21 protein-coding genes are annotated in these 20,917 nt (G+C 63.6%); 15 read left to right on the top strand and 6 right to left on the bottom strand.

The features are described 5' to 3' along the window. The first annotated feature begins 577 nt into the window (after window positions 1–577). Both LFT44_RS21785 and LFT44_RS21790 read left to right on the top strand, forming a co-directional pair. Window positions 578–835: a hypothetical protein gene (locus LFT44_RS21785; RefSeq protein ID WP_236803173.1), complete on the top strand. Its 258-nt coding sequence runs from the start codon at window positions 578–580 to the stop codon at window positions 833–835. Window positions 836–1,054: 219 nt separating this feature from the next. Then, a complete protein-coding gene (locus LFT44_RS21790; RefSeq protein WP_236803203.1) occupies window positions 1,055–1,981 on the top strand; it encodes a cytochrome b/b6 domain-containing protein in 927 nt (308 codons plus the stop codon). Window positions 1,982–2,037: 56 nt separating this feature from the next. On the opposite strand, the gene LFT44_RS21795 is transcribed toward LFT44_RS21790, so the two are convergent. After that, the gene (locus LFT44_RS21795) at window positions 2,038–3,522 is read right to left on the bottom strand and encodes a malate:quinone oxidoreductase (RefSeq protein ID WP_236803174.1); all 1,485 of its coding nucleotides are present in this window, start codon (window positions 3,520–3,522) and stop codon (window positions 2,038–2,040) included. A 98-nt stretch (window positions 3,523–3,620) separates the two neighbouring features. Here LFT44_RS21795 and LFT44_RS21800 point away from each other — a divergent pair, with 98 nt between their 5' ends. After that, a complete protein-coding gene (locus LFT44_RS21800; RefSeq protein ID WP_442863794.1) occupies window positions 3,621–4,505 on the top strand; it encodes a LysR family transcriptional regulator in 885 nt (294 codons plus the stop codon). Window positions 4,506–4,634: 129 nt separating this feature from the next. Here the strand turns inward: LFT44_RS21800 and LFT44_RS21805 are convergent, their stop codons facing one another. The 3 genes from LFT44_RS21805 to LFT44_RS21815 form a co-directional block, all read right to left on the bottom strand. Beyond that, complete coding sequence (locus LFT44_RS21805; protein WP_236803176.1) at window positions 4,635–5,003, bottom strand: hypothetical protein; 369 nt, start codon at window positions 5,001–5,003, stop codon at window positions 4,635–4,637. Window positions 5,004–5,135: 132 nt separating this feature from the next. Beyond that, window positions 5,136–6,509 carry a sensor histidine kinase gene (locus tag LFT44_RS21810; RefSeq protein ID WP_236803177.1) on the bottom strand — a complete coding sequence of 458 codons (1,374 nt, stop codon included), beginning with the start codon at window positions 6,507–6,509 and terminating at the stop codon, window positions 5,136–5,138. Continuing rightward, a complete protein-coding gene (locus tag LFT44_RS21815; RefSeq protein ID WP_336885652.1) occupies window positions 6,506–7,195 on the bottom strand; it encodes a response regulator transcription factor in 690 nt (229 codons plus the stop codon). Before LFT44_RS21815 ends, LFT44_RS21810 begins: the two co-directional genes overlap by 4 nt. A gap of 127 nt (window positions 7,196–7,322) precedes the next feature. On the opposite strand from LFT44_RS21815, the gene LFT44_RS21820 reads away from it, so the two are divergent. The 10 genes from LFT44_RS21820 (at window position 7,323) to LFT44_RS21865 (ending at window position 17,226) form a co-directional block, all read left to right on the top strand. Beyond that, window positions 7,323–7,649, top strand: coding sequence for a PepSY domain-containing protein (locus LFT44_RS21820; protein ID WP_236803178.1), 327 nt, complete (start codon window positions 7,323–7,325; stop codon window positions 7,647–7,649). 167 nt (window positions 7,650–7,816) lie between these two features. Continuing rightward, window positions 7,817–8,704, top strand: a complete 888-nt coding sequence (locus LFT44_RS21825; RefSeq protein ID WP_236803205.1) for a DUF1259 domain-containing protein — start codon at window positions 7,817–7,819, stop codon at window positions 8,702–8,704. Window positions 8,705–9,054: 350 nt separating this feature from the next. Beyond that, window positions 9,055–10,413, top strand: coding sequence for a chromate efflux transporter (gene chrA / locus LFT44_RS21830; RefSeq protein WP_236803179.1), 1,359 nt, complete (start codon window positions 9,055–9,057; stop codon window positions 10,411–10,413). A gap of 197 nt (window positions 10,414–10,610) precedes the next feature. Next, window positions 10,611–11,192, top strand: a complete 582-nt coding sequence (locus LFT44_RS21835) for a recombinase family protein (protein ID WP_236803180.1) — start codon at window positions 10,611–10,613, stop codon at window positions 11,190–11,192. Between the two features lie 82 nt (window positions 11,193–11,274). Then, window positions 11,275–11,904 (top strand): recombinase family protein, encoded by a 630-nt coding sequence (locus LFT44_RS21840; protein WP_236803181.1) that lies wholly within the window; start codon window positions 11,275–11,277, stop codon window positions 11,902–11,904. Between the two features lie 151 nt (window positions 11,905–12,055). After that, the gene (locus LFT44_RS21845) at window positions 12,056–12,493 is read left to right on the top strand and encodes a GNAT family N-acetyltransferase (protein ID WP_336885653.1); all 438 of its coding nucleotides are present in this window, start codon (window positions 12,056–12,058) and stop codon (window positions 12,491–12,493) included. Window positions 12,494–13,184: 691 nt separating this feature from the next. Continuing rightward, complete coding sequence (locus LFT44_RS21850) at window positions 13,185–13,667, top strand: helix-turn-helix domain-containing protein (protein ID WP_236803183.1); 483 nt, start codon at window positions 13,185–13,187, stop codon at window positions 13,665–13,667. A gap of 17 nt (window positions 13,668–13,684) precedes the next feature. Continuing rightward, complete coding sequence (locus tag LFT44_RS21855) at window positions 13,685–14,698, top strand: zeta toxin family protein (protein ID WP_236803184.1); 1,014 nt, start codon at window positions 13,685–13,687, stop codon at window positions 14,696–14,698. A 388-nt stretch (window positions 14,699–15,086) separates the two neighbouring features. Continuing rightward, window positions 15,087–16,004, top strand: a complete 918-nt coding sequence (locus LFT44_RS21860; RefSeq protein ID WP_236803185.1) for a hypothetical protein — start codon at window positions 15,087–15,089, stop codon at window positions 16,002–16,004. A gap of 142 nt (window positions 16,005–16,146) precedes the next feature. Then, complete coding sequence (locus LFT44_RS21865; protein ID WP_236803186.1) at window positions 16,147–17,226, top strand: hypothetical protein; 1,080 nt, start codon at window positions 16,147–16,149, stop codon at window positions 17,224–17,226. A 121-nt stretch (window positions 17,227–17,347) separates the two neighbouring features. Here LFT44_RS21865 and LFT44_RS21870 read toward each other — a convergent pair whose 3' ends face one another. Together LFT44_RS21870 and LFT44_RS21875 are read right to left on the bottom strand one after the other, a co-directional pair. After that, window positions 17,348–18,229: a hypothetical protein gene (locus tag LFT44_RS21870; protein ID WP_236803187.1), complete on the bottom strand. Its 882-nt coding sequence runs from the start codon at window positions 18,227–18,229 to the stop codon at window positions 17,348–17,350. A gap of 195 nt (window positions 18,230–18,424) precedes the next feature. Then, a complete protein-coding gene (locus LFT44_RS21875; RefSeq protein WP_236803188.1) occupies window positions 18,425–18,742 on the bottom strand; it encodes a hypothetical protein in 318 nt (105 codons plus the stop codon). Between the two features lie 216 nt (window positions 18,743–18,958). Between LFT44_RS21875 and LFT44_RS21880 the strand changes: the two genes are divergently transcribed. After that, entirely contained in the window at window positions 18,959–19,351 is a 393-nt protein-coding gene (locus tag LFT44_RS21880; RefSeq protein WP_236803189.1) for a plasmid mobilization relaxosome protein MobC, read from the top strand. Then, window positions 19,351–20,910 (top strand): relaxase/mobilization nuclease domain-containing protein, encoded by a 1,560-nt coding sequence (locus tag LFT44_RS21885; protein ID WP_236803190.1) that lies wholly within the window; start codon window positions 19,351–19,353, stop codon window positions 20,908–20,910. The genes LFT44_RS21880 and LFT44_RS21885 overlap by 1 nt, the downstream gene beginning before the upstream one ends. The last annotated feature ends 7 nt before the right edge of the window (window positions 20,911–20,917 follow it).

A 20,917-nucleotide genomic window follows, 5' to 3' on the forward strand; every position in this document is an offset into this window, starting at 1 on the left:
GCCTCATCCTCGGCCGCGACCCCGCCTGACGCGCCACGCCAACGAGCTGCCGGTAGATGCCATATTCGAAAGTGGCGTATTGACGAGCTTTTGGCCGCCTATGGGTGCCTGTTGAGCTTGGGCAAAGTCACGCGGTGGAGCAACGTATCGGGCATGGATTAGACGTAGACCCGGTTCAGGCCCGGTCGCGGCCGATAACGAGTTGGCGTTTGAAGCCCTTGTTTGGGCAGTGCGATCTGCGGTTGCAGGACCACCGTCGCGACGCCCGCGACCAGTGGGATCGTGACGCGAATATGAGCTGGTGGTAGCCGCCGGGGCGCCGGGGCGTTCTGGTCGCCGCGATTTCAGCGACAGTGGGGGAGGGGCCGCATGTCTGTGACCGTGGCCTCGTACGCCATCCCTACCTTGCAACCACGGTTACGCTACAATTGCCGTAGTTGGGGTGAGTGGAAACCCCAGACCCGCAAGCGGTCGGCGGAAGCCGAAACGGCTCCACCGCCGCCGGTCGTCAGGCCCGAACTCTCTGCCTCGCGTGCATGCATGCGCACGGGCGGGGCCTCGTGTGAAAGGAACCTCAATGTCCCGATTCGGAAAACGGACTCCTTGGTCCCGCAAGGACCGCGAACCGCACGAGGAACAGGGGCCCTCTATCGTCCGAGACGGGGAGCGGGAGGACGACGAGAGCAGCACGCGCGCCGTCCTCGACGACGCAGCGAACCCCTACCACCGCGCCGGTGACCGGTGGAGCAGGATCCCGATGATCATTGCCTTGGTCCTGATCGGGCTTGTGGTGCTCTTCGCGCTTATAGAGTTCATCCCCGGCCTTGGCGGATGACCTCCCGGGCCCCCTCGACAAGCCGGCAGTGGGTTTCCCCTGCCATAGCGGGCGGCCCGCAAGTCCTGGCCATGCTGCGCCCCGAACAGATGTGACCCTGGTTTCGGACACGTCCGCGGGGCCGGAGCCCTGCTCGCATCCATTGCGCCGCCGAACGCCCGTCTTGGTCTGCCCGGGGAAACCGGGTCCGCCTGACCGAGAGGACCCGAGCGGATGCTGATGTCGCCCGCCCCCGCCTGGACAAAGGCGCCGTGGTTCAAGCCCACGGTGACCGCCGTCGGGGCGGTCATCGTGCTCGGGCTGCTCGTCTTGTTGGCCAGGTGGCTCCGCAGCAACGGGGAGGTCTCGCATTTCATCGCCACGTATCCCGGCCACGCGACGCTCCATGGTGACGCTTCCGTCGGGATCCCGGCCTGGCTGAACTGGCAGCACTTCTTCAACATGTTCTTCATCGTGCTGATCGTGCGCTCGGGGATACAGGTCCGCTTCACGACGCGGCCCCAGGGCTACTGGAAGCGCAACAACAAGGGCCTCATCAAGACCAAGGGCCAGCCGGAGAAGATCAGCCTGGCCCTGTGGTTCCACCTCACGCTGGACGCACTGTGGGTGCTCAACGGGCTCGTCTACTGGATCCTGCTGTTTTCGACGGGGGAGTGGAGGCGGATCGTCCCGACCAGCTGGGATGTTTTTCCTCACGCGGCGTCCGTGGCGATCCAGTACGCCTCGCTCGACTGGCCGCTCGAGAACAACTGGGTCAATTACAACGCCCTCCAGCTGCTGGCGTACTTCGTGACCGTGTTCATCGCGGCCCCGCTCGCGGTCCTGACGGGACTGCGCATGTCGGGTGCGTGGCCGGCGAAGGCGCCGCGGCTTAACAGGGCCTACCCGATAGAGGCCGCCCGGGCCTTGCACTTCCCGGTCGCGATTTACTTCGTCGCGTTCGTCGTCCTCCACGTCTTCCTCGTGCTCACCACAGGTGCATTGCGCAACCTCAACAACATGTTCGCCTCGAACGACGGCGAGGGCTGGCTTGGCTTCGGATTCTTCGTGGCTGCGATCGTGGTCATCGTGGCGACCTGGTTCCTCGCACGGCCGCTGTTCCTGCGGCCGATCGCCTCGCTCACGGGCTCCGTGACCCGGAACTGACGGAAGACTCCCTCGGGAAACGTGCCACTTATGGACCCAGACCCTGCGTCTGGGGTTCAGAGGCCGAGCGCCAGCCCGGTGGCAGTGAGGCTCTTCTCGACGTCTGAGTGGTTCCAGGCTCGCCCGGGTTCGAGGCCCGGTATGGCGACGGTCAGAAGCGGGCGCCAATCCTGAACCCATCGTTCAGGGAAGCAGCGTTCGAGGAGATCGAGCATGATCGGCAACGCGGTCGAGGCACCCGGGGAGGCACCCAGCAGTCCCGCGATCGTCCGGTCATGTCCGGTGACGAGTTCGGTGCCGGATTGGAGCACGCCGATGCGCCGCCGGTCGGGTGTGATGAGCTGTGCGCGCTGGCCGGCCTGGATGAGTTCCCATTCGGACGGGTCGGCTTCGGGGTAGAAGCGCTTGAGCTGGGCGAACTTCTTCGATTTGCTCGCTGAGAGCTGCCGGATCAGGTAGGCGATCAGGGGCAGGTTCTGGAGTCCGGCGGCGGCGAGGACGTGGAGGTTGGCGAGCCTCAGGGTGGTGAAGAAGTCCAGGAGGGTTCCGTGCTTGAGCAGTTTGGTGCTGAAGGTCGCGTATGGGCCGAACAAGAGGTGCTCGGCGCCGTCGACGATGCGCTTGTCGAGGTGTGGCACCGACATGGGCGGGGCCCCAAGGGGGGCCTGGCCGTAGACCTTGGCGGTGTGCTGCGCGGCCGGCCCCGGTGCAGAGCAGCGCAGGAACGCCGCGCCGACGGGGAAGACGCCGTAGCCTTTCACCTCCGAAACGCGTGCCTTCTGCATCAGGCGCAGCGCCTGGCCTCCCGCGCCGACGAACACGAACCGGGCCCGGAAAGAGAACTTGGCTCCTGACGCCCTGTCCCGCCCCGCGGCGATCCATATGCCGTCGCGGCCTTGCCGCAGAGTGCGGACCTCGTGCCCGAACCGGACCGCTGCCCCGCGGTCGGTCGATACTTTCACCAGGTCCCGGGTGAGATTCCCGAAGTCGACGTCAGTTCCGTACGGGTAACGCGTGGCCGCAACAGGCTCGGACGCGGAGCGTCCCCGCATGACCAGAGGCGCCCATTGGGCGATCCTCGCCGGGTCGTCAGTGAATTCGATTCCATCGAACACCGCGGATTCCTTCATGGTGGTGAAGCGTCGGCGCAGGTAGTCGACGTCGGCGGCGCCGAAGACGATGTCCATATGGGGTGTGGTGTGGATGAAGCGGGCCGGGTCGATCAGGCCCAGCCGGGCGAGGTGGGCCCACCATTCACGGCTGAGCAGGAACTGCCGGGAGACCGCTTCGGCCTTGGCCGCGTCGGTCGGATCAGGCATGTAGTTGAGCTCGCAGTAGCCGGCGTGCCCGGTTCCCGCGTTGTTCCAGGGGCCGCTGCTTTCACGCGCGAGACCCGGCTGGCGCTCGAGCAGCAGGATGCGCGATTCGGGCTTGAGCGTCGCGAGCAGCGCTCCGAGGGTGGCGGACATGATCCCGCCACCGATGAGGATGGCGTCGAACTCTTCGCTCTGATTACTGCCGGGAGTGTTTCCGATCGACATGACGTATTTCCTCTCTTCTTCCGTTTCATCTTCGGGAGGGGACGTTCGATCAGTCCAATGAACGTTTGGCAGTTTATGATCCGAATATGGATGACCAGATGCCTCAAGTGGCGCTAGTGGCCCCTCAGCTGGCAGCCTTCGCCGAGGTTGCCCGGCAGGGCCACGTCACGGGGGCGGCCGAAGCCTTGGGGATGCCGCAGTCCTCGGTGACCCGCCGCGTGCAGGCGTTGGAGGACGGTCTCGGGAGGCAGCTGCTGGCGCGCGTGGGTCGCGGCGTGGAGCTCACGAGCTCGGGTCGGGCCTTGTCCGACCGGCTTCAGGGGCCCCTGCGCGCGCTCGAGGAGGCCCTCGCTGCGGTCGCCCAGGAAGCCGACCCGGAGGCCGGCACGGTGAGGTTCGGGTTCCCCCTCACGATGGGTCCGGTCACGGTGCCACGACTGTTGGCTGGATTCCGCGAGGAGGCGCCCCGGGTCCGCCTCGTGCTCAGGCAGGCGCACGCCTCCGAGCTCCTGGACGGGCTGGACCGGGGGGAGCTCGATCTGGCCGTCGTCATCCCGCCGAGTCCCGCCGTGGCCCACGCGGTGCTCGGGGTCCAGGAGATCATCGCGATGCTGCCCGAGTCCCATCGACTGGCCGGGCAGGCCTCGATCCCCCTCGAGGAACTCCGGAGCGAGCAGTTCATCGCGAACCCGACGAGCTACCACCTGCGCCAGCTGACCGAGGAATGGTGCGAGGAGGCAGGTTTCGTCCCGGCGATCGCGCTTGAGATCACAGAGTTCTCCACGGTGCACGCGTTCGTCTCCCAAGGCCAGGGCGTGGCCCTGATGCCGCCGAGCGAGTCGCCCGTACCCGGGATCCGCCAGATCCCCCTCGAGGGAGCCTCCAGGCACCGCGTCATAGGCCTCGTTGAGACCCCGGCAGGCCTGACGCGACCCGCCGCCAGGCTCCGGGACCACCTGTTGGCGCGCTTCAGCGAAGCCTGACGACACGGCAAATGGAGTGCCGGGGGTTACACCTGTCCCAGCTCTTCATCATCACGCGGTAGAACCGTTCGTGCACCCAGCGTTGCAGATCTCCCATCGGGTGGAAGACCAGGAGTTAATGGAGGCTGGTCAGTAGAGGAAGATGTCTACCAGGAGGGCGGCGGCTGCCGCCACGGCCGCGGCAACAGCCACGCGTCTTCCGGGTTCCCGTGCCATGGGGCCCAGACCCAACATGAGTCCCGCAGCGGCCAGGGTGAACACGCCGCTGCCGGTGTCCTGCCACGAGACGGGGAAGAACGGTATCGGCGCGTCGACGAAGAATCCCGCTCCGCCGGCCGAGGCCAGAATGAGGTTCCAGGCAAACGGCCCGACAAAGGCCGCTACCGCTCCCGCCCCCCACGTCGCGTACCGCCGCCCACGCACAGTGAGCGCAACGAGCGCACCGCCAGCGACAGCGGACATGAGCGCCCCCAGCACAATCTGACCGAGATTGAGCATCGGTCCTCCTTTCTTGATTATCAACATGTGGAACACGAAGGCTCCGCACACTGCTTACCCTTTTCAGATGAAGCTGACGTGAAGTCGCATTCCGCCCGCGGCTCACCGCTGCCTGGTCGACGAGGAAGCATGTCATGGCCGTCCCGCGGGCGAGACCGGTGCGTCCGCCGCGGGTAGGAGGAGAGTAAGTACGGCGCCCCCTCCCGGGTGGTTGCCGGCGACCGCCTGTCCACGGTTCCGGTGTGCGAGGGCCGCCGTGATAGCGAGCCCAAGGCCTGCTCCGCCCACCGAGCGCGCTGAGTCCGCCCGGGTGAAGCGGTCGAAGATATGCGGCAGGAAGCCCGGGTCGATGCCAGCGCCGGAGTCCTGGACCTCCACGGCGACCATGGCCCGTCCTTGCGACTCTGCGGCGGTGCGGCCCACGACCGTGATGGGAGGCTTCCCGTGCACGAGGGCATTGTCAACGAGGTTGCCTACGGCCCGCTCGAGATCGTCACGGTTGATCTGGGCCATGAGACCAACGGGGCACTGGACCCGCAGACCTTCCTTCCCGGCAAGGGCGAGGTATCTGGCAGCCACAGCTTCCAGGGCCCGGCCGAGATCGGTCGCCGAAGCAGCGCGCGGGGCCTGGTCTGCGCTCGAGAGCAAGAGCAGGCTGTCGGCGAGACGGGAAAGGCGTTCGGTCTCCTCCAGGGCCGAGCGCAGGGCAGCGACGAGTTCCTCGGCGCTGCGTGGGCGGCGCAGGGCGAGTTCGAGCTCGGTGGTGAGCAGGCTCAGCGGCGTGCGCAGGTCGTGGCTGGCGTCGGCGACGAACCGGCGCTGCCTGTCCAGGGAGGCGTGCAGGCGGGTGATGAGCTCGTTGAAGGTCGCCCCCAGCCGGGATATCTCATCGCGCGCCGGCGGGACCGGAAGCAGCTGGTCGGGGTCGTCCGCGGTAATCGCCGCCGCCCGGGCCCGCATCCGCTCGACCGGGCGCAGGACCCCCGCCGCAAGCAGGTAGGCTCCCGCGGCCGCCACGACCAGCACCAAGGGAAAAGACACCGCTAGCTCGCCGCTGAGATCGCCCACGGCCGCGTCACGGTCCGCCAGGCTCACGGCCGCCACCAGGAACCGTCCATCGGGGGCGGCGATCGCCGCGACCCGGACCGGCCCAGGAAGCGACCCTATGCCCTGGCGCTCGACGACAGTGGGATCGTGGCCGCCCACCGGGACCTCGCCGGCGCCCAGAAGCGGCTGCCCGCGCGTCTCCGGGGTACTGGCCAGGACTTGGCCGCCGGGAGACAGGATCTGGGAGGCGGTGTCCTTCCCGGCCTGCGGCAGGACGGGGGCGTCAGCCGCCGCGACCGCCTCCAGGCCGCGCAGGCGATACTCCAGACCGGAGGCAATCGACTCGTCGAGCGAGGCCCGCGTGCTCAGCACGGTCACGATGGCAACGACAGCCAGGACCAGGGCCATCGCCAGGGTGAACGCCGCGGTCAGCCGGATCCGGATCGGCCACCGGTTCACGGTTGCGCCGCCCTGCGTCCGCCGTCGGCCCGCAGCCGGTAGCCGACCCCGCGGACGGTCTCGAGCGAGCGGACACCGAACCGGCGGTCGATCTTCTCCCGCAGCGCCCGCACGTGCACGTCCACGACGTTGGAGTTCGCCTCGAAGGCCAGGTCCCAGCAGTTTTCCAGGAGCACCTCGCGCGTGAGGACCCTCCCGGGCTGTTCCATGAAGAACTCCAGCAGGGCGTGCTCCTTCGCGGTCAAATTCACCTCGGCCTCACCGCGCCAGCAGCGCATGCCCTCAGAGTCGAGCCGGAGGTTCCCGGCGACCAGTCCCCGGGCGGAGACGAGGGGGCCCCGGCGCGTGAGCGCCCGAAGCCGCGCCAGAAGCTCCTCGAGGTGGAACGGCTTGGCCAGATAGTCATCGGCACCGCTATCCAAGCCCCGGACCCGGTCATCGACGGCGTCCCGTGCGGTCAACATCAGCACCGGCACCTCGATCCCTCGCTCCCGCAGCCGGCGGCACAGCTCGAAGCCGGGAAACCCCGGCAACATCACATCCAGCACCACAGCGTCATATCCCCCGCCCGAGGCAGCCGACAGGCCGGCCGGGCTGTCGGCTGCAACATCCACCCCATAGCCCTCCTCGGCCAGGCCGCGGCGCAGCAGACCCGCCATCTTCGGCTCATCCTCGACAACCAGCACCCGCACAGTCCTTCGCTCATCCCTCCGTTTAGCGCGGGCCCGAGACGGCTTCATGGAAGCTTCATCTTCCCGCGATAGGCATATCGCTGTAACCAGCGTTGCATCCATCTTTCCAAAGGAGGAAGACATGAACCGCAGAACGAAGATCGGAATGGCCATCGCCGCCGGAGTGCTCGCCCTCGGCGCAACCGGGGCCGGAATCGCGTCATTCGCCGACGGAGACGGCGGCGACATCACCGGCCCGGCCGCGGACCAGGCCCGCGCCGCTGCCGTGCAGGCCGTCCCGGGCGGCCGCGCCGGCAAGGTCGAGGCAGACAACGAATCCGGCACCGACAGCTACAGCGTGGACGTCACCAAACCCGACGGAACCCAACTCGAGGTGCGCCTCGACAAGGCCTATCAGGTCCTCGGGACCGGACCCGTCGACGGGGACCAGGAAGGTGAGGACCGATGAGCCCCGCCGTCGAATACCGCCAACCCGAGAGGAAGAAAAACAGGATGAAAACCCCAACCACCGAGGCACGCTTGCGCCGACTCCTGCCGCCCGTGCTCTTGCTCATACTGGCAGCCCTGACCGCCTGCACCGCCCCCACACCAGCCGGCCCGAGCCCGTCCGGCGCGATGAGCGAAGGGGGCGCCATGCAGCCGGCCACTGAACAGGGCGAACGCGAACCCGAGGCGACCTCGGATGCGGACTGGAAGCCGGTCACCGACGCCCTCGGCCGCACCGGCAAGTTCGGCGACAACAACACCGTCTACCGGATCCCCCTGCCCCGCACCGACCTGCACGTCACCTCCCAGGGTGTGGACATCAAGCCCGGGCTTTCCCTCGGCGGCTACGCTGCGTTCGCCAAATATGACGATGGGGTCATGCTCATGGGCGATCTCGTCGTCACCGAAGCCGAACTGCCCAAGGTCACCGACGCACTCCAGACCCACGGCATCGAGCAGACCGCGGTGCACAAGCACCTCCTGGAGCAGTCTCCCGCCGTGTGGTGGACCCACATCCACGCCATGGGCGATCCAGTCAAGATCGCCGAGGGCATCAAAGCCGCACTCGACGCCACCGCGATCCCCGCGCCGGCCGCCCCGGCGGCCACGCAGCCGCCCGTCGACCTGGACACCGCGGCAATCGATGCTGCCCTCGGACGCAAGGGAACCGCCGACGGCGGGATCTACAAGTACAGCCTTGCCCGCAAGGAGACCATCACCGACGGCAACGACATCCTCCCGCCAACCTTCGGGACTACCACAGCCGTCAACTTCCAGCCCCTCGGTGGAGGTAAGGCCGCTATCAACGGCGACTTCGCCCTCACCGAATCCGAAGTCCAGCCCGTCATGCAAGCCCTGCGCAAGGGCAGCATCGACATCGTCGAACTGCACAGCCACAGCCTCACCGAACAGCCACGCCTCTTCTACCTGCACTTCTGGGCAGTGAACGACGCCACCGCCCTCGCCAAAGCCCTCCGCCCCGCCCTTGACGCCAACGGCCTCAAGCCCACCGCTTAGACATCCCCCGGCCCGGAATCCCAGATCCCGGGCCGGGGAATGTCACCCTGGCCCCACCAGGCGCCTGGGGCGATACCCCCCGCTCCCGCGCCATGACGTACTGACGATCGGGGGGAGGCCCACGATCATCATTTTTCCGGCGCCACCGCTTCTTCAACAGCCTCTACGAATTCTTCAAAAGCGCGCGGGTTCATCCTCGGCTGGGAACGCGTCTGAATTGTCTCCGGGAGTCATAACGGCACGAACGGTCAAAAGTCCGGCACAACTGCCAGTATGATGTAACCGTGGTTGCACGAGAGATAAATGATGATGAGGGCAGGTTCCCGACAGGGTCGGAGGTCGGAACGAAAATGCCGAATAAAGGGCACGTCATCCCCCTGAAGGAGGCGGTGCGGGCATGGTTCTCAATTTCCTGGCAGACCTTTGGCGGGCCCGCAGGACAGATCGCTGTCATGCAGCACAAGCTCGTGGACGACAAACGCTGGATCAGCCAGCGCCGGTTCCTGCATGCCCTAAATTTCTGCCACCTCCTGCCCGGACCCGAGGCCCAGCAGCTGGCCATCTACACCGGCTGGCTCCTGAACGGATGGATCGGCGGCCTGATCGCCGGGATCCTCTTCGTCATCCCCGGCGCCGTGGCCATCCTCGGGCTTTCAGCGCTGTATATCGCGGCCGGCTCAACGGCGGTCGTGACGGGCCTGTTCGCGGGCGTCGCCCCGGCCGTGGTCGCGATCGTCGCCCATGCCCTCCAGCGGGTCGCCTCCCGCGCCCTCGGTCACCCCATCCTTGTCGCCCTGGCAGTGACAGCGTTCATTGCACTTGCGTTCTTCAAAATCCCGTTCCCGGTGGTCGTGCTCACCGCCGGAGCCCTGGGCTGGGCCCTCAGCCGGAAAATACCGGAACTGCGGCGAGTGAAAGCCGACCCTTCCGATAACGGCCCCGCACCGTTGATCAGCGACGACGCACTCCACCAGGACCGGCCCAGCCACCGCCGTTCTCTGTTGATCATCCTGCTCGGTGCCATGGTCTGGCTCGCCCCCGTCGGCCTCGCGGCGCTTGTCTTCTCACCACAGAGTGTGTTCGTGGACCAGGGACTCTTCTTCTCCGGAGCGGCCATCGTGACGTTCGGCGGCGCCTACGCCGTCTTGGCCTACGTGGCCCAGCAAGCCGTGAACGTTTTCCATTGGCTTGCCCCTGGGGAAATGGTCAAGGGCCTCGCCCTGGCCGAAACCACGCCCGGGCCCTTGATCATGGTCGTCCAGTTCGTCGCCTTCGTCGGCGCCTACCGCAACCCAGGCAGCTTGGACCCGTGGGTGGCGGCCGTGCTGGCTTCGCTCCTGGTGACCTGGGTGACGTTCGTCCCCTGCTTCATTTTCGTCTTCCTCGGAGCCCCCTATCTGGAACGGCTCCGCGGAAACCAGCACGTGGCCGCAGCCCTGACCGGCATCACCGCCGCCGTCGTCGGCGTCATCGCCGACATTTCCCTTTACTTCACCGAACACACACTCTTCAACGACGTCAGGCCCTTCCAATGGGGACCGATCCAATTCGACGTCCCCGTCTGGGCGTCCTGGAACCCCGTCGCTCTTGCTATCACCGCCCTGGCATGCCTACTGATCTTCTGGCTCAAATGGCCCACCATGAGAACTCTTGGCCTCTGCTCCGCCATCGGCCTCGGAGTCGGAATCGTCACCATGCTGAACAGCTGACCCCGACCGGGGCAACTAATAGTCGTCTCGTAACCCTTGGGATACGAGACGTCTCACTGGCTTCGGACCGTAAGATGCTGACTCCCATGAAATCTAGCGGCTTTCTCTGCGCCCGGCGGTTCTCATAACTATGTCTCGAAACCCTCTGCTTGAATTGGCGTACTAATCATTAGTTATGAGACACATTGGAGGCAGGCGTGTCGAAACTTATCGGCTATGCACGGGTTTCGACGCGGCAGCAGTCCACGGACCGGCAGCAGGCGGATCTACTGGCCGCCGGCGTTCGACGCGATGACCTCTACGTCGACCAGGGTGTCTCCGGGGCGCGCGCGTCGCGACCCCAATTCGATCGAGCGCTCGACGCGCTCGTGGAGGGTGACACCCTCGTCATCACCACTTTGGACAGGCTCGGGCGATCCACTCAGAACATGCTTGCCTTTGCCGATGAACTGCGCAGCATAGGCGCCGGCCTGCGCGTCCTGAACCTGGGCGGAGGCGACGTCGACACAGCAACACCCATGGGCTCCATGTTGTTCACAATCATGGCCGCCCTCGCGCAGATGGAACACGAGATCAAGCGCGAACGCATCACTGATTCCATAATCAAACGAAGAGAAGCCGGAAAGGACCTTGGCGGCCGACCCCGCAGGGTGACTGATAGTCAGATCAAAAGCGCCGTTCGCCTAGTCAAAGGTGGCGAGCCCGCGGCGCAGGTCGCCCGGGACCTTGGTATGTCCCGAGCGACGTTCTACCGGCGCTCACGAGCGCTGGCTGACTAGCAGGGCGACATTTAGCGCCGCAAAAAGACCGCCATTTACCGCCAACATTCACACATATCGTGGGTCAGAACTGGTTTTCGAAATGAAAGCTGGTCAAAACCTGGGATGGAGGCTTTTTGACGTGTCGGGCAACGTAATTGGGTACGCGAGGGTAAGTACCCGCGGGCAGTCCCTGGATTCCCAGGTGGATGCGCTTGTCGCTGCCGGGGCCGTGCGTGTCTTTCAGGAGTACGCCTCCGGAGCCACCCAAGCAAGAACACGGTGGAAGGAATGCTTGGGCTACCTGCAGCCCGGAAATGTTCTGACGGTTGCTGATCTAACCAGGTTGGGCCGTAGTACCGCAGACCTTGCCGATATTGTGACCGTATTGGGCCGGCGGGGGATAGGGTTCCGTTCTCTGGCTGAACCGTGGCTCGACACCACCAGCGCCCATGGAAAGCTCATCTTTGATATGTTCGCCTCCCTGGCCGAGTACGAACGGTCCCGGTTGTCTGAACGGACAAAGGCTGGCCTTGCGGCTGCGAAAGCCCGAGGCCGGCTCGGCGGCCGCCCTCGAACCATGACCCCAGCCAAGACGGCGGCGGCCAGGCAGCTGCGCAGCGAGGGAAAGACGCTAAAGGAGGCAGCTCAGATACTCAGCGTCAGTGTTTCTTCACTGACCCGTGCTCTCAGTCGCAATGACCTGTCGGAAGTCGCAGATGCAGCTGCATAGCGCTAAGGATCTCGAGTACGAGAGGTTAGAACCGCCTCTTGGCCTCAGTCGCGACCCCGACTTCCTCAGCTGGGCTACCCGAGTGCAAGCTATTTCATCCTCCGCGGTTTCGATCCGGGAAGCTACCGCCGTTCCGCTCGATGGCCGTCGAATGAAGGATTTGCAATTCGTATGCCCTCCCATATCTGTCCAAGGCGTTCGAGAAAACGTCTCGACAATTGTTGAGCGCCGTGTGCTCGTGGCTGAAATCGATGACATTCACGTCGGTTTCTGCGTTTCATCACCCGGAGTTCAGGACTCGGATCCGCTGTTTGTACAGGTAGTCGCGGTTGCTCCGGATGTGCAGGGACGCGGAGTGGGGCTGGCACTGCTCACCACAGCGGCTCAGCGGGAGCCTCGGCGTGATATCGCGCTTGCCACACAACCCGACAACGAGGGGGCACGGTCGCTGAACGAGAAGTTTGCTAAATCAATAGGTGGAAGAATTCGAAAAATCAACCTGGGCAATTATCGGGACAGCGATCTCGGTATCCAACGCGGTCTGGGCTATCGGGCTTGGATCATCCAGCGTCCACCGGTTGAATCATGAAAGCGGAGCATTGTTTATCCGGAGATGCCAAGCTCTTCCTGGCGGGCTTCGCCGGCAGTCACACCTGGACGTTTTGGTTGGAGCTTGCTGATGTCAGGAGGGACCTGTTCGCTGGCTTTCGAACACCCCGGTCATTTCTTCGATCTGAGCACGGTGGCTGGAATACGCCGCCAACGAGCGGTTCGAGAAGCCTGGCTCAGGAGACAGGTGCTGGTGAAGCTGCCGGGACCTTCTAGGGGATCGTGGAGGAGCTCGCGTCCGTGGACTGCTGCTCTTGGCTTTGACTCTGAATCGAAAAAGACATGAGCGGTTGCTTGTCGCATGCGCCGCACCTTCGCCGCGTGCCTACGCTGGCCTCGTTGACGACCAAAATCCGCCTCGCGTTCGAGTCCCATAGCTCCCCACCTGACTGCACCAGGCCGGATGGAACATCACGCCGGTCCTCGTAGCGTAGACCTGCCCGGGGCTGATCAGGGGGCGCTGTCGGCCGGGTGGTACCCTCTGCCCGGCTCCTCCTGCACGAGCACACCCATCTCGTTGGCGCGCTTGTATGCCAGGGCCACGCTCTTCTTCGTCCGCTGCTTCGACATGGCCCCATACTGGAGGAAGCTGTCCGGCATGCCTTGGATTCGACATCATATAGCCTTGGTTATAACGGTGATAACATTCGTTATATAGAGGAGGTTCGGATATGTCGATTACGACGAGTCCCGAGGCTGCAATCGCCAATGCCCGCCGCGCCCGTGCACGGCGTGAGCTGGGCGGCCTGGACTACATCAGGAATGTCCGCGCGGCCGTGGAGACTGCTGATCAGCGTGTGGTCGCCCGTGCTTTGGGTGTCAGCCAGCCGGCTATTAGCCGGCTGCTCTCGCAGGCCGACGCTAGGGGAGTGAAGCCCGTTCCCGAGGGTTTTAGCGGTGCCAGCCCTTACGAGATCGCAGAGCGCTACGCCGCGGGTGACATAGACCGGGACGCTATGATCCGCGAGCTGTCTGCATGGCCTTACCCCAAGAACGAGGGCGCGGCCGCCGCGGCTGGAGAGTGGGAGTCCACGCCGTACCTGGACACTCCGGGATCGTTCGCGGAAGTCGGCCGGGCCTTTGATGAAGGACTGATCGACGGCGACGCCTACGACCAGATTCTAGACGCCTCCGACGAGGCTGCCGATGCCTGATGACTACGCTGTAAAGCGTGATTACCGAAGACCAGGCAGCAGCGCACCGCGCGACCTTGGAGCGCCTGAGCGCAGACGGGGGACCGCTGACTGCCCAGAGCAGGACCGCGACCACGCAGAACCCTGAGTGGTTCAACGTCCGTCGAGGCGAGCCACGCCAGGACCGCCGCCGGCTGCACAACGAGATCCTTGCACGCTTCATAGAGTCACGCCCCGAGGTCCGCCGCGACAAGAAGGCGATTGTGCTCGCCGGCCCTCCCGGTGCTGGCAAGTCCACCGCACAGGCCGCCCTTATCCAGGCAACCCGGACGCAGCCCGAGCACTGGCTGCCGATCAACGCGGACGACTTCAAGGACGAGCTGCTGCAACAGGCCCGCCAGGACGGAAGCTACGGCAGTTACCTGGTGCCGGAGGAAGTGCGCATGCTCGAAGCGGCGGGGGAGAAGTTCTATCCGCGCGAGCTGGCAGCCCTGGTCCACACTGAGTCATCCATCCTCGCCAAGAAGGCACGCAATGAGGCACTTGAGTCAGGGATGAATGTCATCATCGACGGCACCCTAGGTAACGAGAAGCAGGCCAGGATTCTGCTGGACCGACTCCAGATGGCGGGTTATGACGTCCTGATCGCCGACGTCGAGACAACGCAGGCAGTCAGCGAGGCCCGCACCATGGGCCGCTGGGAGCGCGGGTACCTTGACGCCGAAAACGGAGCGTCCGCCGGCCTCGACGCCGAGCTGGGCGGGCGCTGGGTTCCACAGTCTTTCCCGGCAGCACTGTTCAACGAACCGAGCGACATGGAATCCGTCTGCGCAGCCAACGCAGCGGCCATTGCCGCAGACTACGGATGCGTCAGTGAGTATCAGGTTTATCGAGTCGCGGACAAGGACGCCGGCCCGAGGTTGGAGACAACACAGGGCCGCGTCAAGGCGGGCGGGCCGCTCGTTGATAGCGACACCCTGGCGGCCGTTCACGCTGCCTCTACACCGCGCCATAACAACCGGCCTCAGACCGGCAAAGACTTTGGAAGGTGACGACATCGGAGCATAGATTCTCAGACCCAGTCTTCCAACTGGGTGACTTCTTCCGCTGCTCCTGAGTCGATTTCCCCTGCGGATCTCGGCTTTGATGCGGATCTTGGTTCAGCGTGGACACCCGTGCATAGCCGGTGGTGTTCAATGTGCAGCTTCTTTCTGCCACAAACATACCGGCCCGGGAAAACATGCGAAACGGTTCCGTACGCTCTACCGTGGGCATTTCGCGGCCCGGGCAGGTCTACGCTACGAGGACCGCCGTTTGCTCAGAGTTGGCATTACCATTGCGCATGAAGTTTTTCTATGGTCAGCCGCAGTTCACGGATAGTCGTTTCAAACAATCGGGGTGCCCCCATGCAGGCCGAGGTGGCACGGCGTGAATGGGAGGATGCCCCAGGTCGTCTGGGAGAGCCTGGTGGGCGAAACCCAGTTCGCCACAGAGCTGACTCTGACCGGGCTAAGAAGGTTGTGCTCTGTCCCTACCGTCCCTGACCTGTTTCCGTGGGACAGCAAAGACTCCAACTACGCACTTCACGTTGGGATGTACTCCTATGCGTCCGGCTTGGAGCGCCTTTGCAAGCTGACTATCGCCTGCAACGGGTACGCGACCACCGGAAAGTTCCCCAACCTCCGCAAATACTCGCACAAGATCGGGGCCCTGCTTGACGCGGTTGAAGCGTTATCCACGCCTCCGTCGAGCCCTGGCCCCTCAGCACGGGAGGCAAAGTACCTCGTCCGTCCGTTGGATGACCTCGACCCCGACCTGATGGGGACGGTCGAGCGGTTCGCCAGCGGAGCTGGACGGTACGAGCATTTGGATGTCCTGTGGAACGACGACGCCGAGGTCAACACATACAACGATTGGTCTGCCCTCGCCGCGAGAGCGTCAGTTTCCGAGGAAGTGCGCCGGCTAATCTCGCTCAAGGATGCTATGGCACGCGCCATTGGCTCTGAACTGGCCGACGACGGTCTTGAATCAAGCGCGCGAATGATGATGGAAGACTTGGAGCTTCCCATGTACGTTCCATCGGTGGGTGTGGTGCTCAGCCTGTTCCGAAAGGTTCGGTGGGTTTCAACAACCCTTGATGTTGCCACTTACTACACGAGTGAGGATCTCCCGATCCTTGGGGAAATTCTCTCCCCAACCTTCGTCCATACGTCTGCTGACTTCTTCAACTACAACATCGCCAGATTCTCCGACGATGCTGTTATCGAGGAGGAGCTGGCGGAGGTGTACGAACGGATCAACGTGCGCGAGGCGGAAATGGACGAAGATGACTTCGATGAAATGGGCATCGAGAAGTGACGTATCCGAGTCAGCTTTGCTTCGGCCTGGTCTGGACCGAGCTGGAACAACCAAAGACCCAGGGGTAGAAGCTGTGGCACCTCCTGCCGGCCCTAAGTAATCTTGCATTCATTCGCCCGCACAGTGATCGGAAAGGCAGTACATGGGACTCGAAAATTTCCTTTGGAAACGCGCCTTCAACACGATGCAGTCCGAGTTGCACCGTCGGGGATATACGGCCAGCATGCAGGAGGACACGACCAAGGACTCGCCGGAGAGCAGAACCATCCGGGTCGTTTGCAGCGACACGGTAGTGGACCTGTACATCAGGAGCGGGTATTGGACGTTCGACACTTGGATCAAGCTTGCTGGGGGCTGGCATCACAGCAACGTCGGCGAGATCGTCCAGGATCGGTATCGACTAAGGGCCGGCTTCACCGATCTGACTTCCAGGACTCCCCACGGGATTGTGCTCGACACTTTGGTCCACAACTTTGTCCTCCCGGAGTTTCGGCATGCCATGGCGCCGGATCCAGCAGCGTCCCGGGTTCCGCGTACGTCACCGGGACCGGCCGCGCATCTGCAAGAGGAAATCATCTCAGAGCCATCCGTGCATGGCCCTCAACACCCATTCCCGGCCAATTCTAATGAGTCCGCCGACGTCGATGACGGGGCGGCCGCAGATCAGGAGGAGGAATATCAAGATGATGACTACGAGGACGATTACGACTATGAAGACGAGGAAGAAGAGGACGAGTCACCGGTGGAGGCCGGGATGTCACCCAAGGATGCCCTCCAGGATCTGCAGCTGGTCGTAGCCTCGTTCGCGCGGCTTCGGCAGTATGACGACCCTTCCCACCTGCCAGAAACGATCGCAGCGTGGGGCAGCAGTTTCGATCCTGCCGGGCGTCGTTCGGATGGATATCTCATCACCGCCGGGCTAAGAGTGGGATTCTTTCGTCCGGAGGAACTGCGCAGCAACCCGTCCGCATTTCCGGGGCCACCCGTGTTCCTGGTTAGGGACTGCGAACTTGTGAGTTGGGGAAAGCCTTACGACGTGAGTCTCGACGTTCCAGGTTGCGGTGCCGCCGAGAATAACCGACTCGGACTTTTTACGGTGCAAATGAATGCCCATGGCATCAGCGAAGAACAGAATTTCTCCATCGAATACGGGCAATATGATGCCGCTCGCAAAAGTCAGGTGGTTGAGTTTATGAGGGAGTTTCTCAACCGCGTTTCGTGAAAACCGTACGGGAGGCTCCACAAATTACCTGGCAATTCGCTGCCGCGAAACCTCTTAAGGAGAACTGCGGAACCGTGATGGTTACGCGCCACGTCAGTCATCTCCTTTGTTTCCCCTTCTGCTAGCGGGGGTCTTCAACGTTGTTCCCCTGTGCTTGATCGCCTGTTGTCTCCTGGGACTTTTCAATGACTTGGTTGCTTGCTTCGTACAGCAATGTCTGTGCACATTGGGCAAGCCAAAAAACCCTCTCGAAACTGCCGTACAGCAGGAAGGTACTGTCTCCCTTTGTCGTTGGCTGAGCATCCTCTTTGAGATCGCTGAGCAGAGTTCCCACCCATCGTTTGCCGTGGGCCATGCCACTGGCAATCTGCCACTTACCCAAGGGGTTAAGACCTTCCAATCCAGGGAGGGATCCGATGGTTCTCAGTAGCCCCGTAATCCGGAAGCCATCGTCAACACCTTTCCAGGACAACTCTGCGTAGCGTCTGATAATCCCTTCGATGATGCCCTTCTTCCGGTTGAAGGTCTCTTCGCCACTGCCACCGAAAGCAGTTAGTGCTGCCTTGTTCTTCTTTGCGTCCTCTAGCTCAAACTGTGCCAAGCGCAGGACGCGTTCATGTCGCTCAGCGGGCGTCATGATCCAGAGCGCTGTGCTGGCACATTCGATGGCATTTCTAATGAGTGTGTAGGGCGCAAAGACGTGAAGGTTCAGTCTCGGTTGGCCGTTCTCCGTGGCCTCAAGAATCATGCTGCGCAAGCCGTTTAGATTGTCTGCCGCGACGAGGAGCAGGTAGCGAACATCATTTGATATAGGGAAAGGGTACGTTGCTTGATCGTCTTCGAAGAGTAGTGACCCTGGCTCCGATTTTGGCCAACGGTTCATATCGTCATAGAGGGACAGATTCGCATCCAACAGTCTCAGCAGTGCTTGTGCATACTCTTGCTCGCTTGCCGGATCGGACACCCTGCCTCTAGAGCCCTTGGGCGTTGTCGTGAGCTTCATTTCATGTCCTTTGCACGGCACGATAGGCATCCGGTGCAGGAGGTTGTGCACATCCGCCGGCCCTCCTGGGTGAGGTTGTTTGTGTGTGGTGACCTGGCGGTTGTGTGCAGGCGGTCAGCTGGTTCCTGTCGTCCATCATGTGTGCAGGAAAAGCCCGAAGGAAATCGCTTTTGCTGTGCACATGTGGGCGAGAGGCTACACGTGGTGTTGCGGCTGTTCCGTCTGTTCAGGTGACTCCGGTGTTGGTGTGGTCCGACGTACCGCGCGTTTGCGAACGCGCAGCTTCTTCTCCGGCTCGCTGAGGCCTGCCGAGCGGAGTTCGTCGGCGGTCCAGCCAGCAGCGAGTGCCGCCTGGTAGCGGCGCACGTCTTCGTCTTCGGCCACGCTAAGGGCATCGCGTGCGTCGGCCACCTTCTGCCTGGACTTGACCAGTTCCCGCACCGAGTCCATGCGGTTGCTGAGCCGCTTCTGAAGCTCGCGTTCGATCTTCTCTGCATCAATGTTGGTAGCCATGACCCCCAAGTTTAGCGGAGCAGGTTTTCTGCCCCCTTTAGGCGCCGAAGAATGCCGTACACCATACCGCCTCTAGCATCGGCGCCGCAGCAAGCTATACACTTATGTGTCATAAGTAGGCTTGATCCTCGACTTCGTATCGAGGATGCGTCACACTTGGCGTGTGATCCCGGAGATTCCGGGGCGCTGCGCTGGGCATGGAAAGGCGGTAATGCAATGGCTGAGGAACAGAGTTCCCGCCGTCGCTTGAACCGTCGTCGCCGTGCGAACATCGACGGCGAAACCCAGTACGTGCGCGTCTCAATGTCGGAACAGGAACGGACGCGCCTTTACGTACTGGAAGAGCAGACTGGACGCAGCCCGTCAGAGATTCTGGTTAGTGCTGCTCTGTACGCGCAGTCCTCCGATTCACTCGCAGAGCGTCGCGCCCTGGCCACTGAGTTCATGGCAGCCCGCCGCTACCTGGCTGCACTGTCCAACAATGTGAACCAGCTGGCGAAGCATGCCAATGCCACCGACGATTTTCCCGAGGAAGCACGCGTGGCCCTGGGACGTGTGCGTGCGATTGCCGAACGCATGAATGGCATCATCGACGGGTTGGCCGGCTGATGATTCCGAACATCACCAAGGGCGACCGCATGGCCGGCCTGTTGGTGTACCTGGCCGGTCCTGGACGATCCAACGAACACGCCGACCCGCACTTGGTGGCCGGCTCCGCGCCCATCATGGCGTGGCACAATGACGATCAGCTGAACCGCGACGCAGCCCTGTCGATTGCGCACCAGCTCGACCAGGCGAAGAACGTTCTCGGTGTGGAGGTCAAGGGCGGACACGTCTGGCATTGCTCGCTGAGTTTGCGCGCGGAAGAAGGCGACCTTACCGACCAGAGGTGGGCCGAGATCGCCAACGAGTTCATGGATGAAATGGGCTTCACAGAGGCCAGCGGCAAGGCCCCCGTGTCATGGGTGGCGATCCGCCACGGGCACAGCAAGGCCGGCAATGACCACATTCACATTGCGGCCTCAATGGTGCGCGAGGACGGCACAAAATGGAGCAGCCACCTGGACTACAAGCGTGCCCAGGAAACGGCCCGCTCGCTTGAGAAGAAGCATGGCCTGGAGGAGCTTTCTCCCGTCTACGCCATGCGTGGACTTCGCCCCGGTGAGCGCGAAGCAGCCGAGCGTCGCGGAGTGGAAGAACCGGAACGACGTTCACTTGCCCGCAAGGTCCGGGCTTGCGCCACTGCCGCCCAGGATGAGGCTGAGTTTGTCCGTCGCTTCCGCCGCACGGGTGCCATGATCAAACCGCGTTACGCAGCTGGTCGTGATGACGTCGTGGTTGGCTACTCTGTTGCCGAACGTCCGCCCAAGGGGGGCCGGCCCGTATGGTTCGGCGGTGGCCAGCTGGCCAAGGACCTGACCCTTCCGCGACTACGCGGAGCGTGGGCCGACAGTCCCGAGCTGGCGGACGGAGCTGTAGCCGAATGGGGCGCAGCCGCACGTGGCCGACGGCCCGCCAACATCGGCCGTGAGGCGCAGGAACCAGATCCCCAGATGTGGGAGCAGTACAGCAACGAAGTCGCCCGGCTGCGGGAGAGCTTGCGAGCCGTCCCGATGGACGACCACGCGACATGGGCGCAGGTCGCCAGGGAGACGTCCGGGGCGTTCGCAGCCTGGTCAACAGCCACGGAATCGACACCGGGACCGCTGGCAGCTGCGGCCGACGAATTGTCCAAGACGGCACAGCTGCGGCGATACCCGGCCCGGCCGGTCCGCACCGTAGGCCCGTCTGCCCGGGGCGCGTCCCTGGTGCTCATGGCGGCCACCATGGGAGGCACCGGAACGGCCGCGCAAGCGATTATGCTGCGCCAGCTTCTGAACGTCGCGAAGGCCGTCCACGACATGCACAAGGCGTCCAACGACCTGCGCAGGGCACGCCAGATCAGTGATCTGGTGAAGACACAGCTGAGCCAGGTGGCAGCCACGCTGCCGAGCGTCCCCGCGACAGTGCCGGCGGTAGACGGCGAGGCGGCCGAAGCGGTGCGGACGAGCGCGGCCGGCCAGACTCCGTCACGCTCCCCCGGATCGGTGCTGCCGCCCAAGTACGAGCAGGCACGCGACCACGCAACCACCCGAGGCGGGACCACCCGCCCGGACATTGAGAGATAACACCAGG

The organism is Arthrobacter sp. FW306-05-C, assembly GCF_021801725.1.
Lineage (GTDB): Bacteria > Actinomycetota > Actinomycetes > Actinomycetales > Micrococcaceae > Arthrobacter.